Raw genomic sequence first — 16,075 nt, 5'->3', positions numbered from 1 at the left:
GAATCCTCTTGATAAGCCACAACAAAAAACCGCTGGATCATGCCGGATTTAAGGCTATGTGTAAAGTTTACTCGGGCTTGCCGTCGATTTTTTTCCATTCTCCATGAATAAGCACCTCGTGAGGGAGGTAATTGCGCTTGTAATTCATCTTGCGGCACGCCTCAACCAGATAGCCGAGATAGAGCCAGCTTCGTCCGGTACGCCTGGCCAGATCAAGCTGACTCAGAATGGCAAAGGTGCCGAGCGAGCGGTCGGCATAATCTGGGTCGAAGAAGGTATACATGGCGCTGAGTGAGTGGGGCAGCAGATCCGTAGTGGCTACGCCAATAAGGCGACCCTCCTTTCTCATTTCCAGATAGAGCGGCGGCATCCAGTCGCAATGGAGAAAACCACGGTACTGTTTTCGGTTGGGGGGATACATGCTGCCATCCTGATGGCGCTCGCTGATGTAGCGTTCATAAAGCTGGTAATATTCGGGTTTGTCATCGTAGCTCAGGACGATGTCGATATCCCTGTTGAGCTGGCGGATGCGTTTTTGTCCCCGGCTAGGCCTGAAGTGCTCGCTATGAATGCGCAGGGATTGACAGGCATGACAGGCGGGGCAGTGGGGACGATAGATGTCGTTGCCACTGCGGCGAAATCCGGCGGTCAGCAGGCGTTCGTAACCGTGGGCGTTGAGCAGGTTGTGATCCATCAGAACCAGCAACTGCTCCTGCTCATGATCCAGATAACTGCAGGGATGCTTGGGGGTTAGCCCAACCTTGAGGATCACTTCTTCGGTCATAAGCGGCTCTCTCCCTCTTGCCAGCATGAATCCAATAGCGATTGGCGGCTCAGTTGCGCCAGTTCGGTCAGAAAGCGCGCTCTTGGCCACTCCTCAATGCCGAGCGTGGCCAGAAACGGATTCTGCATCTGGCAGTCGACAAGGGCGCCTCCGTGCCGGGCAAAGTGGCGACAGAGTGCCACCATGGCCAGCTTGGCGCCGTTATCGATATGGCTGAACATGGACTCACCACAGAACAACCGGCCAATCGACAGGCCATAAAGACCCGCTTGCAGTTTTCCCTCTTGCCAGATCTCGACTGAATGAGCATGACCCAGACGGTGCAGCTGCTGGTAGGCCTCGATCATGGGTTGACTGATCCAGGTGCCATCGGCAGTGCGACGAGGCGCGGCGCAGGCATTGATTACCTCATTAAAGGCGCGATTGACGGAAATATCGAATGGGGTTCGGCGGATAATCTTCTGCAAGGTGCGTCCAACATGCAGATCATCAGGGCGGATCACACCGCGCGGATCCGGTGACCACCACAGGGTCGGCTGGTGGGGTTCGTTCCATGGGAAGATCCCCTTGTGGTAAGCTGCCAGCAATCTGGCAGGGGAGAGATCCCCGCCGATCGCCAGCAAACCGTTGGGTTCTTCCAGGGCATGCGAGGGGTCGGGAAACCAGCAGAGCTCATCATCCAGTTGAGTGAGATAGCGAGACATAAGGCAACGAGGTTCGTAGATGAAGGCCATTATCCTGATAGTATCCAGCTTGCTCTGCTTTGTCACTGCGCCCGCCGGGGCCGAGGTTTACCAGCGCAACACGGCCCGCCCGGTCAATCAGGTGGTGTTCGGTCAGGTCGAAACGGTGCGCAATATTACCCAGCGCCAGATCCTGGAGTCGGAGCGTTCCGGCTGGAAAACACTGGGTGGGGCAGTACTGGGCGGCTTGCTTGGCAACCAGTTTGGTGGCGGCCATGGCCGTGAAATTGCCACCGCCGTCGGGGCGCTTGCCGGGGCCGCTGCGGCTCAGCAGTATCAGTCAGGCGACACGGTAGTGGAGAACAAGCTGGTCGAGCTGCTTATTCGCAACGAGCAGAACGGGCTGGTCAATGTGATCCAGGATTATGACCCCGCCATGGTATTCAGCAGCGGCGATAAAGTACGCATTCTCTATTTTGATGACGGTGTGCGAGTCGACAAGACGTTTTAAGCCGACAGCTGGAAGAGATGTAGAGAGGGAGATAACCCGCAGACTTTCCGGTTGGCAGAAAGTCTTGCGGGCGGTAATACACGGGACTGCGCAGGAAACTAGATGGCGCTCTCTTGCGAGACTATCTTGTCACGGCCGGTGTTCTTGGCCTGATACAGGAGCCGATCCGCTTCGCTCAGCGCCTCGTCCATGGATACCCGCCCGACACTGACCACACCATAGCTGGCGCGAACAAAGAGCGGAACTTCCGGTGACAAGGGGTGCTGGCGCAGCTGCTGGCGCAACCCTTCCAGCCGTTTGAGCAGCACGGGTACGGTGCAGTGGGGCACCATCAGGGCAAACTCCTCGCCGCCAAAGCGGGCGATCATGGCATCGGGGAAGAACTGGGTCAGTTGGCGGGTCAGATGGCAGAGCAGCTGATCGCCAATGGCATGGCCCCAGTGATCGTTGACCTGCTTGAAGTGATCCACATCGAGCACGCAGAGTGAAAGTGTACTCTGCAGCCGCTGCTGCTCCTCAAACCATTTCTGCCCTTCGTTGAACCAGTAGCGACGGTTGTAAAGACCGGTCAGGTAGTCGCGATTGGCCGACTCCTGAATGCTGTTGAACTGCTCGAGCGCCTCCAGATTGTGGCTGACCCGACACTGCAGCTCTTCTGGTTCAAACGGCTGGTTGAGAAAGTCGTTGGCCCCCTGTTTCAGGTAGCGAGCGGAGAGACCGCGCTTGTCCGAGACAGAGATCCCGATAATTGCCAGCTGCTGTTTGCTGTAACGCTCTCTCAGCATACGCACCAGACTGATGCCATCGATCTCCGGCATATAGTAGTCGACCAGTGCCAGCCGGATGCCGGGATATTGCTCCAGCATCGCCATCGCTTCGCGTGCGTGACTCGCTTCGTGCACCTGCAGCAGTTGCTTGCGCAACTGGGCCATGGTGCGGTGGCGGGAGGTGCGCGAATCATCGACGACCAGCACTTCGATGGACTGGTTGAGATAGAGGCGGTGCACCAGGCTGACCGCATATTGCAGCGAGTGGCGCGAATCCTTCATCACATAGTCCAGTACGCCGGTTTCCAGCCAGGCCGCACGTTTATCCTCGCTGATATCGGCGGTGAGGATCACCACTGGCAAGCCGCGCTCCAGCAACACGCTGACCGCTTCTCCGCGAGGTGCGTCCGGCAAGGTCAAGTCCACCAGGGCGACCACATACTCCTCTCCCCGACAGTGACGGGCGCCTTCGAGGGTATCAAAGGCGTCGATCTCCAGACCGGTCTGCTGGGCTATCGCCTGGGTCAGCATACGGCGGATCGTCAGGCTATCTTCGACAATCAATATCTTCTGTTTCATTAGACTCCTTCAAATAAAAAAGGCATACCGACTGGTATGCCTTATATCACATCTGCGCTTATTTATTGCGCATCAAGATAGCGTTCTGCATCGAGGGCTGCCATGCAGCCGGTACCGGCAGAGGTGATGGCTTGACGGTAGTTGTGGTCAGCCACATCGCCGGCAGCGAAGACACCTTCAATGCTGGTCTGGGTGGCAAAACCGTCGAGGCCGCCACGTACTTTCAGATAGCCGTTTTGCATCTCCAGCTGGCCATCAAAGATCTGGGTGTTGGGCTGATGTCCGATGGCAATGAAGACGCCCATCAACGGCAGCTCGCTGGTGCTGTTGTCCTGGGTGTTACGCAGGCGCACACCGGTGACTCCCATCTGATCGCCCAGCACTTCGTCCAGGGTCTGGTGAGTGTGCAGCACGATGTTGCCGCTCTCGACCTTGTCGTGCAGACGCTTGATCAGGATCTTCTCGGCGCGGAACTCGTCGCGGCGGTGAATGAGGTGCACCTTTTTGGCGATGTTGGCCAGATAGAGCGCCTCTTCCACGGCAGTGTTGCCGCCGCCGATCACGGCCACTTCCTGATTGCGGTAGAAGAAACCGTCGCAGGTGGCGCAGGCGGAGACGCCGCGCCCCTTGAAGGCTTCTTCAGAAGGCAGGCCGAGATATTTGGCGGAGGCGCCGGTCGCGATGATCAGGGCATCGCAGGTGTATTCGCCGTTGTCGCCCTTGAGGCGGAACGGGCGCTGGGTCAGTTCGACGCTGTTGATGTGATCAAACAGAATGCGCGTATCGAACTTCTCTGCATGAGTTTTCATGCGTTCCATCAGGGCCGGGCCGGTCAGGCCTTCCGGATCGCCGGGCCAGTTCTCTACCTCGGTGGTGGTGGTCAGTTGGCCACCTTGCTGCATGCCGGTGATGAGCAGGGGATTGAGGTTGGCGCGGGCGGCGTAGACGGCTGCGGTGTAACCGGCCGGGCCGGAGCCCAGGATCAGCAGTTTGCTGTGAGTGACTTGGCTCATGATGTGATTTCCGAGACGTGATGAGTTTGCGCGATTGTAGGTAATTCGTGATCCGGGGTCAAAGGCCAGTGAGTCGATTGTTTCAATCGCCTTCCCGCATCAGCGCACGGTTTTGCCGAGCACTAAAAAAGAGATAAAAAAACCGCCCATCGCGGGCGGATTTTCACTCATCTCCAACTGGCGCAGGCCAGAGCAGATCAGTTCAGCAGGGTCAGGGGATCCGTGTAGGCAAGGCCATGAGCCACGGCAACCTCCTTGCAGGTGAGCTTGCCCTCCATCACGTTGAGGCCGTGCAGCAGGTTAGGGTCGCTCAGCAGCGCCTGACGATACCCTTGTTGGGCCAGCTTGATGATGAAGGGGAGGGTGGCGTTATTGAGTGCCACGGTCGAGGTTCGAGCCACAGCCCCCGGCATGTTGGCCACGCAGTAGTGCACCACGTCATCGACGATGAAGGTGGGATCTTCGTGGGTAGTGGGGTGCGAGGTAGCTACGCAGCCACCCTGATCGATCGCCACATCGACGATAGCCGAGCCCGGCTTCATGCGCGCAATGTGGTCACGGCTGACAAGTTTTGGCGCAGTGGCGCCCGGTACCAGCACGCCGCCGATGACCAGATCGGCCGCCAGCAGATGGCGTTCCAGACTTTCGCTGTTGGAGTAGACCACTTTGGCCGCCCCCTGAAACTCGTTGTCGAGACGGCGCAGGGTATCGACATTGTTGTCGAGAATGGTCACGTCGGCGCGCATGCCAATGGCCATGCGAGCTGCGTTGGAGCCAACCACGCCACCACCGATGATCACCACCTTGGCCGGTTCGACACCGGGTACGCCGCCCAGCAGCACACCGCTACCGCCGCGGGATTTCTCCAGCGCCTGGGCGCCCGCCTGAATGGACATGCGACCCGCGACTTCCGACATGGGCGCCAGCAGGGGCAGACCGCCACGGCCGTCGGTGACGGTCTCGTAGGCGATACAGATGGCACCACTTTTCAGCAATGCCTCGGTTTGTGGCAGATCCGGTGCCAGATGGAGGTAGGTAAACAGGGTCTGACCCGGTCGCAACATGGCACACTCGACAGGCTGGGGCTCCTTGACCTTGACGATCATCTCCGCCTTGGCGAAAACCTCGGCGGCAGAGGCCAAAATTTCGGCACCAGCAGCCGTATAATCTGCATCGCTAAAGCCAATCCCGTTTCCGGCACCGCTTTGGACGAAAACAGTATGGTTTCGTGCTGTCAGTTCACGTACACTGGCCGGAACCATGCCTACGCGATATTCATGGTTTTTTATCTCTTTAGGTACACCGATAATCATGCTATCCCTCGTCTATCGATTGGTGTTTCATGTTGCCAAAATGTTAACCAACATTTGCGCCTAGTATATTCAGGTATTGACAGGATTTGTGACCATAATTATAAAATGAATGGTGATTCTTACCAAAAAATAGCCAAAGGATGGAATAAAATGATGGAAGCTAAGAGTCGGCTAAAGGATTTGGACAGGATTGACCGCAACATTCTCAATGAACTGCAAAAGGATGGCAGGATCTCGAATGTTGAGTTGTCCAAACGAGTTGGCCTGAGTCCTACACCGTGTCTGGAACGGGTTCGTCGCCTTGAGCGACAAGGCTATATCGAAGGGTATGCCGCGATTCTGAACCCTCATTATCTGGATGCGTCTCTGCTGGTCTTTGTGGAAATTACCCTCAACCGTGGTGCCCCCGATGTGTTTGAACAGTTCAACAAAGCTGTTCAGGTGCTCGAGGAGATCCAGGAGTGCCATCTGGTCTCGGGTGATTTCGACTACCTGCTCAAGACCCGGGTAAGCGACATGTCGGCTTATCGCCGCCTGCTGGGTGAGACCCTGCTGCGCTTGCCGGGGGTTAATGACACCCGCACCTACGTGGTGATGGAGGAGGTCAAGCAGAGCAGCCGTCTGGTGATCAGCACCCGATAAAGCAGATTATGCCGTGGTATCTTTTCCATATGAGACACTGCGACAGTCAGAAACGAGCGGCCGGTCCGCTCGTTTCTTCTTGTAAAGATGATTGCAAATATGGCCCCGTCCCATCAGGCACAGGCTGACAATCGATGGGCTTTTCGGGGATACTAGGCCCCCTTATTTCCTGCATTACATGTTTTCAGAAAGGAGCCGGAGTTTGGCCGATAAAAAGCTGTTTACTCCTTTATCAGGTACACAACGGATCTTCGAAGCCGTCTTGATCGCCATCACCCTGATGGCCGCTTATCTTCTGCTTGCCCTGTTGTCCTATCATCCCGCCGATCCCGGTTGGTCCCAGACCTCGTGGGAAGGGGAGGTCAAGAACCTCGCCGGCAGCGCAGGCGCCTGGCTTGCCGATATCACCATGTTTACCTTTGGTGCTTTCTCCTATCTGGTTCCGCCGTTGGTGGTGCTGTTGGGCTGGAGTCTCTTCTGGCGGCCAAGCCGTCTGCTCGATGTGGATTACCTCACCCTCGGGGTGCGGATCATCGGCTTTATCCTGACCGTGCTCGGCATGTCGGCCATCGCCAGCATGAACTTCAACGATCTGCAGAACTTCTCCGCCGGTGGCCTGGTGGGGGATGTCATCGCCTCCGCTGTGGTACCGCTGTTTGGCGGGGTGGGTGCCAACCTGATGCTGCTCTGCTTCGTGGCGACCGGCATCACCCTGTTTACCGGTTGGTCCTGGCTCACCATCGTCGAGCGCATCGGTGCCGCCTGCACCGGCTCCGTCAGTGCCATCTACCACTTCCCGGGCACTCTGGGTCGCTGGTTGACCGGCGGCTGGCGTCAGCCTCGCGTTGAGGGACCGGATCCCCTGCTTGAAGGGGGCGTGGGCGCCATCGAACTCGATGAAGAGGATGAGGACGATCCCCACAGTAACTGGGGTCGCCGCGCCAAGGGCAAAAACCAGAAAGGCTCCAAGGAGGAGTGGTTGCCTGAACTGGACGACGACACCTTCGAGTTTGACCCGCAGTTTGATGATGAGGACGACGAACCCGCGCCGGCGGTCAAGGCCAAACGGCCAGCCCCTGCCAGCACTCGTCGCCAGAGTGCCCTTGCCGTCGCCGATGATGAGGACGACGAAGATCTCGACCTGCCGTGGGCCGAGGGCGAGGATGCACCGGTAGCTCCTGTCGTCGCCATGCCGACCAAGCCCAAGCGCCGCGTTCAGGCCAACCTGCCGCCGCTGCCTAGCCTCGAGCTGCTGGACCGTCCACCCGCCAAGACCCAGATGATGAGCAAGGATGAGCTGGATCGGATGGGTCGTCTGGTGGAGGCCAAGCTTGCCGATTACAACGTGCAGGCCAAGGTGGTCGGCGTCTATCCGGGTCCGGTTATCACCCGTTTTGAACTGGATCTGGCGCCGGGCATGAAGGCGAGCAAGATCACCAACCTGTCGCGCGATCTGGCCCGCTCCTTGTCTGCCAGCAGCGTGCGGGTGGTCGAGGTGATCCCGGGCAAGACCTATGTCGGGATCGAGTTGCCCAACCGGGTGCGCCAGACCGTCTACCTGCGCGAGACCCTCGACTGCGATGCGTTCCGCGATAGCCGCAACCCGCTCACCATGGGCCTGGGTCAGGATATCGCCGGTGAGCCGGTGGTGGTGAACCTGGCCAAGATGCCGCACCTGCTGGTGGCCGGTACCACGGGTTCCGGTAAGTCGGTGGGGGTGAACACCATGATCATCTCCATGCTCTACAAATCTTCGCCGGACGATCTGCGCTTCATCATGATCGACCCCAAGATGCTGGAATTGTCGGTCTACGAAGGGATCCCGCACCTCCTGACCGAGGTAGTGACCGACATGAAGGATGCCGCCAACGCCCTGCGCTGGTGTGTGGGCGAGATGGAGCGTCGCTACAAACTGATGTCGGCGGTCGGGGTGCGCAACCTCAAGGGCTACAACGACAAGGTACTGGCGGCCATTGAGGAGGGGGATCCCCTGCTGGATCCGCTGTGGCGTCCGGGCGACTCCATGGATCAGACGCCGCCGGAGCTGGAAAAGCTGCCTCATATCGTGGTGGTGGTGGACGAGTTTGCCGACATGATGATGATCGTCGGCAAGAAGGTGGAAGAGCTCATTGCCCGTATCGCCCAGAAAGCGCGGGCGGCCGGTATTCACCTTATCCTTGCGACCCAGCGTCCGTCGGTGGATGTCATCACCGGTCTTATCAAGGCCAACATCCCGACCCGTATCTCGTTCCAGGTGTCGAGCAAGATCGACTCCCGTACCATCATCGATCAGGGCGGCGCCGAATCTCTGCTCGGCATGGGCGACATGCTCTACATGCCGGCCGGTACTTCCAACCCGACCCGGGTGCACGGCGCCTTTGTCGATGACCATGAAGTGCACAAGGTGGTGGCAGACTGGAAACTGCGTGGTGAGCCGAACTACATCGACGAGATCCTCTCCGGCGAATCTGGCGGTGAAGGTGGCAGCGGCGAATATGGCGGTAGTGACGATGAAGAGCTCGACCCCCTGTTTGACGAAGCAGTCGCCTTCGTGGTGGAGTCGCGCCGTGGCTCGACCTCCAGCGTGCAGCGCAAGTTCAAGATTGGTTACAACCGGGCTGCTCGTCTCATCGAGCAGATGGAAAATCAGGGCATTGTGAGCGCCCCGGGTGGCAACGGTCAGCGCGATGTGCTGGCTCCGCCGCCGGTGCGGGACTAAGGCCCACCCTTTTACTGTTATCCTGGCCATGCCCCTAACGGGCGTGGCCTTTTATCGAGATGGTCGTTATGAAAAGCATGATGAAAAAACAGCTGTTGATCGGATCCATGCTGCTGGTTGCCAGCAGCCAGGTGTGGGCTGGCGCGGCCAGCGATCTCAAGCAGAAGCTGGCCAGTGTCAGCCTCTTCTCCGCCAAGTTCTCCCAGACTGTCTACGACAGCAAGGGCAAGGAGCTGCAGCGCGCCAGCGGCGATCTGGTGGTACAGCGCCCCAACCATTTCAACTGGCATACCACGGTGCCTGACGAGAGCCTGATCGTGGCCGATGGCAAGGATGTCTGGGTATATGACCCCTTCGTCGAGCAGGTGACCGCCCTTAAATTGAAGGATGCGGTGCTCAACACTCCCTTCGTGCTCATCACCGGCAATGACGACAAGCTGTGGAAGAACTATGACGTGACCCAGCAGGGTGATGTCTACACCGTCACCAGCCGTGATCCGAGCGAGCTTATCGCCTCCTTCCGCGTCACCTTCGATCGCGACAACAACATCAGCCGCTTCGATGTGAAAGAGGCACAGGGGCAGTGGACCGAATTTACCCTCAATAACTTCAACCGCAAGCCGGTGCTCAAGGGCAACGAATTTGTCTTCAAGATCCCGAAGGGGGTCGAGCTGGATGATCAGCGCTGATGAGCAATCTCTCGCTGGATTTCTCGTCGGACTTTCGTCCGCTGGCGGCCCGGATGCGGCCGCAAAACCTCGACCAGTACATAGGTCAGCAGCATATCCTGGGGCCTGACAAGCCCCTGCGCAAAGCGATCCTGGCCGGTCACTGCCACTCGATGATCCTGTGGGGACCACCCGGGACCGGCAAGACCACTTTGGCGGAGCTGATGGCTCACTACTGTCAGGCGGAAGTGGAGCGACTCTCGGCGGTCACCTCCGGCATCAAGGAGATCCGCGCCGCCATCGACAAGGCCAAAGAGAACAGCTGGCGCGGAGTGCGCACCATCCTCTTCGTGGATGAAGTACACCGCTTCAACAAGAGCCAGCAGGATGTGTTTCTGCCCCACATCGAAGATGGCACCATCACCTTCATCGGTGCGACCACCGAGAACCCTTCGTTCGAACTCAACAACGCGCTGCTCTCCCGGGCCCGGGTCTATCTGCTCAAGCGACTGGAGGAGGAGGACATCCTCGCCATGATTGATCAGGCGATGCAGGACCCCCGCGGTCTTAATGATCCGGCCCTTGCCTTTGCCCCCGGCGTCAAAGAGGCACTGGCCAAGGCGGTAGATGGCGACGGGCGCAAGTCCCTCAACTATCTGGAGCTGCTGGCTGACATGGCCGAGCTGGATGGCAGCGGCCACAAGCTTATCGACAGCGCGCTGCTCGCCGCCGTGGCGGGGGAACATGTGGCCCGCTTCGACAAGGGGGGGGATCACTTCTACGACCTCATCTCGGCGGTACACAAATCCATTCGCGGCTCGGCGCCGGATGCGGCGCTCTACTGGTATGCCCGTATGGTGAGTGCCGGCTGCGATCCGCTCTATATTGCCCGCCGCTTGCTGGCGATTGCCTCGGAAGATGTGGGCAATGCCGATCCCCGAGCCATGCAGGTGGCGCTATCTGCTTGGGATTGTTTCCACCGCATCGGACCGGCGGAAGGGGAGCGGGCCATCGCCCAGGCGATCGTCTACCTTGCCTGTGCGCCCAAGAGCAATGCGGTTTACACCGCCTGGAAGGCAGCGCTCAATGATGCCAAGAACCTGCCTGACTTCGAGGTGCCGGTGCATCTGCGCAATGCGCCAACCCGGCTGATGAGCGATCTGGGCTATGGCGCCGAGTATCGTTACGCCCACGACGAACCGGGTGCTTATGCCGCAGGTGAGGAGTATTTCCCGCCCGAGCTTGCCGGCAAGCAGTACTATCAGCCGACCGAGCGTGGCCTTGAAAAGCAGATCGGCCAGAAGCTCGATTATCTCCACGAGCTCGATCGACAGAGCCCGCAAAAACGGGGCCGATAGTCCCCTATTTGGGCCAGCAGAATGAAAATTGGTCAGACACCGGAATAATTGGGGTGTTTGACCCCACAAGTTGGCAAAAACGACCCAAATAGTCCCTGTTCGGGCAGGGGGGCGGTCTGCTACACTGCCCCTCTGACCCCGTTGGTTTCGGCCTGATACCATCTTCTTGATTTCGAAGGCCTGACTCTCAAAACGACGGGGGCGCCAACCGATGTTAACTTCCGGATCTGTTTTCCCGCCCGTCATGATGACTCAGGCCCAGATCCCTTTTACAAAAAGTAGGTAACCCATGCTGGATCCCAAATATCTGCGCAGCGACATCGACGAAGCTGCCGCTCGTCTGGCGACACGTGGCTACGCTCTTGACGTAGCGGCTGTCAATGCTCTGGAAGAGAAGCGCAAGGATCTGCAGTCCCGTACTCAGGAGCTGCAGGCCGAGCGCAACGCCCGCTCCAAGTCCATCGGTGAGGCTGCCCGTCGCGGTGAAGATGTTGCTCCGCTCAAGGCTGAAGTGACCAAGATCAACGACGAGCTGGAGACCAGCAAGGTTGAGCTGGATGCTTTGCTGGCCGAGCTGAAAACCATTGCCGATGCCATCCCCAACCTGCCGAGCGAAACCACCCCGGTTGGTCGTGACGAAAACGACAACGTGGAAGTGCGTCGCTGGGGTACCCCGCGTCACTTCGACTTCCCGGTACGCGATCACATCGATCTGGGTGAAGCGGCCAAGGGCGTAGATTTCAAAAACGGCGTCAAGCTATCCGGCTCCCGTTTCGTGGTGATGAAGGGCCAGATTGCCCGTCTGCACCGCGCCCTGGCCCAGTTCATGCTGGATCTGCACACCCTGCAGCACGGTTACACCGAGTGCTACGTGCCTTATCTGGTCAACCCGGACAGCCTGTACGGTACCGGCCAGCTGCCGAAGTTCTCTCAGGATCTGTTCAATACCGGTATTGACGGCGAAGGGGAGGAAGAGGGCAAGGTGCGCAAGTTCTCCCTGATCCCGACTTCCGAAGTGCCGCTCACCAACATGGCGCGCGACGAGATTTTTGAAGAGCAGGAACTGCCGATCAAGATGACAGCTCATAGCCCGTGCTTCCGCTCCGAAGCAGGCTCTTACGGTCGTGATACCCGTGGCCTCATCCGTATGCACCAGTTCGACAAGGTCGAGATGGTGCAGCTGGTTCACCCGGAGAAATCCTGGGAAGCGCTGGAAGAGATGGTGGGTCACGCCGAGAAGGTGCTGCAACTGCTGGAGCTGCCGTATCGCGTGATGGCGCTCTCTACCGGTGACATGGGCTTCTGCGCTGCCAAAACCTACGATCTGGAAGTGTGGCTGCCGGCCCAGAACACCTACCGCGAGATCTCCTCTGTCTCCAACTGCACCGACTTCCAGGCGCGCCGCATGCAGGCTCGCGTGCGTGTCGATGGCAAGCCGCAGCTGATTCACACCCTGAATGGATCCGGTCTGGCGGTAGGCCGTACTCTGGTCGCCGTGATCGAGAACTACCAGCAGGCAGATGGCCGCATCGCCATCCCGGCTGCGCTGCAATCCTACATGGGCGGCCTGACCCACATCGGGTAAGCGCTCGTTGCAGACGACAACGCCATGGCCATGCCATGGCGTTGTGCATTCTGGCGCCGGTCAACCGTTTTATCGTGAATAAATCTGCGTTTCCGGCGCCTCTTTGAACATGTAACACAATTTTATCAAGCATTGCGCAATCGTTTTTGTTAGACTGCGCCGCAATTTCGCAGGACATCTTTTTCTATGGTCTGGATTGATTACGCCATCATCGGCATCGTCGGTTTTTCTGCACTCATCAGCCTGGTGCGCGGCTTCGTCAAAGAGGCCATGTCTCTCGTCACCTGGTTCGTTGCCTTCTTTATTGCCAGCCACTTCTATCCTGATCTCGCCGCCTATTTTACCTCTTTCTCCGATGCGCTGGTGCGCAACGGTCTGGCCATCGCGGCCCTGTTCGTGGCAACCCTGATCCTGGGCAGCGTGGTGAACTACGTGGTGGGTCTGCTGGTGGACAAGACGGGGCTCTCCGGTACCGATCGGGTGCTTGGGGTCTGCTTCGGCGCAATTCGCGGGGTACTGATCGTCAGTGCCCTGCTTTTTTTCATGGATACCTTCACCAGCCTCTCCCAGAGTGACTGGTGGGCGGCATCCAAGCTGGTGCCGGAGTTCAAGCCGGTGATCCAGTGGTTTTTCGGGTTCATGCTGAACTCTTCGAGTTTTCTTAAACAGGTATAGCGACTTCGAGGTAGCAAATACATGTGTGGTATTGTCGGTATAGTAGGCACCACTCCCGTCAATCAGGCCCTCTACGACGCCTTGACGGTGTTGCAGCACAGGGGACAGGATGCCGCCGGGATTGTGACCATTGACAGTGGGAACTTCCGGCAACGCAAGGCCAATGGCCTGGTCAAGGACGTGTTTGAAGTGCGCCACATGCAGCGCCTGCAAGGGAACATCGGCATCGGTCATGTCAGATATCCCACCGCAGGCAGCTCCAGTGCCGCTGAAGCCCAACCTTTTTATGTCAACTCTCCTTACGGGATCGTGCTTGCCCACAACGGCAACCTGACCAACGCCAAGGAGCTCAAGGAGCAGCAGTTCCGTGTCGCGCGCCGTCACATCAACACCACTTCGGATTCCGAAGTGCTGCTGAACGTGCTGGCTCACGAGCTGGACCGCTGTGACAAGATGGCGCTGGCGCCTGCGGACATCTTCGCTGCGGTGCGCAAGACCCATCAGCAGATCCGCGGTGCCTATGCCGTGGTGGCGCTGGTCATTGGCCACGGTCTCATCGGGTTCCGTGATCCCAATGGGATTCGCCCGCTGGTCCTCGGCCGTCGTCAGGATGAGCAAGGGCAGGTGGAGTACATGCTCGCCTCCGAGAGCGTGGCGCTCGATGCCATCGGTTTCGAAACGGTGCGTGACATCGCGCCGGGCGAGGCCATCTACATCACCGAGCAGGGCCAGCTCTTCTCCGAGCAGTGCGCGGAAAACCCGCAGATGAGCTCCTGCATCTTCGAATATGTCTACTTTGCCCGTCCCGATTCGTGCATCGACAAGGTGTCGGTCTACGCTGCCCGTCTCAATATGGGTCGCAAGCTGGGGCAGAAGATTGCCCGCGAGTGGGAAGATCTCGATGTGGACGTGGTCATCCCCATCCCCGAGACCTCCTGCGACGTGGCACTGGAGATCGCCCACACCCTGGATCTGCCGTACCGTCAGGGCTTCGTGAAAAACCGCTACATCGGCCGCACCTTCATCATGCCGGGCCAGACCCAGCGCAAGAAGTCGGTTCGCCGCAAGCTCAACGCCATCAGCTCCGAGTTCAAGGGCAAGAAGGTGTTGCTGGTGGATGACAGCATAGTGCGTGGTACCACGTCCGAGCAGATCATCCAGATGGCCCGTGAAGCGGGGGCTGCCAAGGTCTACTTCGCTTCGGCAGCGCCGGAAATTCGCTTCCCCAACGTTTATGGCATCGACATGCCCACCGCCAACGAGTTGATTGCCCACGGCCGCGAAGTGGAAGAGGTGTGCAAGCTTATTGGCGCTGACGGCCTCATCTTCCAGGATCTGGAAGATCTGGAAGCGGCGGTGCGGGAGATCAACCCCGAGCTGCGCCACTTCGAGACCTCGGTATTCAATGGCCACTATGTCACTTCCGATGTGGATCAATCCTACCTTGATCACCTCAATGCTCTGCGCAGCGACGACAGCAAGGCAGTGCGCGAGTGGCAGGAAGGGACCAGCAATCTGGAAATTTTTAACGAAGGCAGTTAAACGTTTTCCTTCTGACTGGTTTGCATAACGCAATGGGAGCCTTGGCTCCCATTGTTGTTTTTGCTGGGAGATGGCGAAAGGGGAGAGATGGCATCTGTTTGAAAAAACAGCGCTTATTTTGCCAGATATGGGCATGCAACGGTTGATCCGCTAGCATAGGGCCACTTTTCTCATACGCATTTAACGAGAGTTCAGATGGATGACCTGCTAGCCCCCGTGCGCCAGTTCTTGCAGTGCGAAACCCCTGACGAGTGGGTGGAAATGGCGCGGGATCCGGCCCGTTTGCCAACCCTGCTTATTGATCACGCCAACTGTGAAACCAAGGCGGCACTCACCGCCCACAGTCTGGTGCGTCGCTACTGCCTGCCCAAGGGCAAGCGTCATCTGCTGCCTAAACTGGAGTTCTATCGCGAGCTGGACGCTATCCCGGAGAAGGCCGAGATCCTGGGCAAGCGCACCATGGGCGAGTCTGATCGCTCGGTCTTTGCCGAGCTGGAGCGCAATCCGCTGCTGTTTCCCATGGTGCGCCTCATTCAGGAGGAGTTGCACCACTTCGAGCAGGTGCTGGAGATCATGCAGGCCCGCGGCATCGAATATGGTCCGGTCACCGCTTCTCGTTATGCCCGGCAACTGATGCAGCATGTGCGCACCCATGAGCCGGCCACCATCGTAGACAAGATGATCATCGGTGCCTATATCGAGGCGCGCTCCTGCGAGCGTTTTGCCAAGCTGGCCCCCCATCTGGATGAGGAGCTGGGGCGCTTCTACGTCTCCCTGCTGCGCTCCGAGGCGCGCCACTATCAGGATTACCTCGCGCTGGCCGAGCAGTATGCGGGGGAGGATATCAGCGAGCGGGTTGCCTACTTTGGCAAGCTGGAAGCCGAGCTTATCTCGTCGCCAGACCCCCAGTTCCGGTTTCATAGCGGCCTCCCTGTCACATCTGACAGTTGTTGACGTACTGGGGGCCAACTACTATTGCGCTGTTCCTACTACGAGCGACAAGTAGTTACTTTTGAGCGCAATTCCCGGCCTTGAGCCGGGATTTTTTTATCCCTGCCGTCAGCTTGTTGTCAGCACTTCTGTTGAATTTTCACTCACTTTTCCCGTGTGCCTGCCAATTTGTGTGGCGTCGTGCCACCGTTTTTTATGGCGATAAAGTGGCCATTCAGGCGGCGCGAGCTTGTAGAAACGGGCGAAACCGTGTACTTTTTTGCCTTCGCAAGATTTGAATAACCA

The 16,075-nt window shown here is 58.4% G+C and carries 14 protein-coding genes; 9 read left to right on the top strand and 5 right to left on the bottom strand.

Translation table 11 applies throughout. The annotated features are described in order from the left end of the window. Window positions 1-67: 67 nt before the first annotated feature. On the bottom strand, window positions 68-784 hold the full coding sequence (locus AAHA41_RS19945; RefSeq protein ID WP_042032318.1) for an arginyltransferase: 717 nt from the start codon (window positions 782-784) through the stop codon (window positions 68-70). After that, entirely contained in the window at window positions 781-1,488 is a 708-nt protein-coding gene (aat, locus tag AAHA41_RS19940) for a leucyl/phenylalanyl-tRNA--protein transferase (protein ID WP_323069052.1), read from the bottom strand. Before aat ends, AAHA41_RS19945 begins: the two co-directional genes overlap by 4 nt. Window positions 1,489-1,507: 19 nt before the next feature. Here aat and AAHA41_RS19935 point away from each other — a divergent pair, with 19 nt between their 5' ends. Further along, on the top strand, window positions 1,508-1,978 hold the full coding sequence (locus AAHA41_RS19935; RefSeq protein ID WP_043851079.1) for a glycine zipper 2TM domain-containing protein: 471 nt from the start codon (window positions 1,508-1,510) through the stop codon (window positions 1,976-1,978). Between the two features lie 98 nt (window positions 1,979-2,076). Here the strand turns inward: AAHA41_RS19935 and AAHA41_RS19930 are convergent, their stop codons facing one another. From AAHA41_RS19930 to ald, 3 genes are all read right to left on the bottom strand, one after another. After that, a complete protein-coding gene (locus AAHA41_RS19930; RefSeq protein ID WP_323069053.1) occupies window positions 2,077-3,324 on the bottom strand; it encodes a diguanylate cyclase in 1,248 nt (415 codons plus the stop codon). 62 nt (window positions 3,325-3,386) lie between these two features. Next, window positions 3,387-4,337, bottom strand: coding sequence for a thioredoxin-disulfide reductase (trxB, locus tag AAHA41_RS19925; protein WP_041207482.1), 951 nt, complete (start codon window positions 4,335-4,337; stop codon window positions 3,387-3,389). 197 nt (window positions 4,338-4,534) lie between these two features. Continuing rightward, entirely contained in the window at window positions 4,535-5,650 is a 1,116-nt protein-coding gene (gene ald, locus AAHA41_RS19920) for an alanine dehydrogenase (RefSeq protein ID WP_033115170.1), read from the bottom strand. Window positions 5,651-5,800: 150 nt separating this feature from the next. Here ald and lrp point away from each other — a divergent pair, with 150 nt between their 5' ends. From lrp to miaE, 8 genes are all read left to right on the top strand, one after another. Further along, window positions 5,801-6,292: a leucine-responsive transcriptional regulator Lrp gene (gene lrp, locus AAHA41_RS19915; RefSeq protein WP_005300047.1), complete on the top strand. Its 492-nt coding sequence runs from the start codon at window positions 5,801-5,803 to the stop codon at window positions 6,290-6,292. Between the two features lie 202 nt (window positions 6,293-6,494). Then, a complete protein-coding gene (locus AAHA41_RS19910) occupies window positions 6,495-9,011 on the top strand; it encodes a DNA translocase FtsK 4TM domain-containing protein (RefSeq protein ID WP_323069054.1) in 2,517 nt (838 codons plus the stop codon). Window positions 9,012-9,091: 80 nt separating this feature from the next. Further along, window positions 9,092-9,700: an outer membrane lipoprotein chaperone LolA gene (gene lolA / locus AAHA41_RS19905; protein WP_323069112.1), complete on the top strand. Its 609-nt coding sequence runs from the start codon at window positions 9,092-9,094 to the stop codon at window positions 9,698-9,700. Then, window positions 9,700-11,037: a replication-associated recombination protein A gene (locus AAHA41_RS19900; protein ID WP_323069055.1), complete on the top strand. Its 1,338-nt coding sequence runs from the start codon at window positions 9,700-9,702 to the stop codon at window positions 11,035-11,037. The genes lolA and AAHA41_RS19900 overlap by 1 nt, the downstream gene beginning before the upstream one ends. A 289-nt stretch (window positions 11,038-11,326) precedes the next feature. Continuing rightward, on the top strand, window positions 11,327-12,622 hold the full coding sequence (gene serS, locus AAHA41_RS19895) for a serine--tRNA ligase (RefSeq protein WP_017785405.1): 1,296 nt from the start codon (window positions 11,327-11,329) through the stop codon (window positions 12,620-12,622). Between the two features lie 186 nt (window positions 12,623-12,808). Further along, complete coding sequence (locus tag AAHA41_RS19890; RefSeq protein WP_033115174.1) at window positions 12,809-13,297, top strand: CvpA family protein; 489 nt, start codon at window positions 12,809-12,811, stop codon at window positions 13,295-13,297. Window positions 13,298-13,318: 21 nt separating this feature from the next. After that, entirely contained in the window at window positions 13,319-14,839 is a 1,521-nt protein-coding gene (gene purF, locus AAHA41_RS19885) for an amidophosphoribosyltransferase (protein ID WP_033115175.1), read from the top strand. A 195-nt stretch (window positions 14,840-15,034) separates the two neighbouring features. Continuing rightward, a complete protein-coding gene (gene miaE, locus AAHA41_RS19880; protein WP_041207487.1) occupies window positions 15,035-15,793 on the top strand; it encodes a tRNA isopentenyl-2-thiomethyl-A-37 hydroxylase MiaE in 759 nt (252 codons plus the stop codon). Window positions 15,794-16,075: the final 282 nt, after the last annotated feature.

Origin of the sequence: Aeromonas sp. SER, from assembly GCF_038739615.1 — a bacterium.
GTDB lineage: Bacteria > Pseudomonadota > Gammaproteobacteria > Enterobacterales > Aeromonadaceae > Aeromonas > Aeromonas jandaei.
The sequence above is the reverse complement of the archived record's forward strand: the minus strand, read 5'-3'. Positions and strand labels throughout refer to the sequence as shown.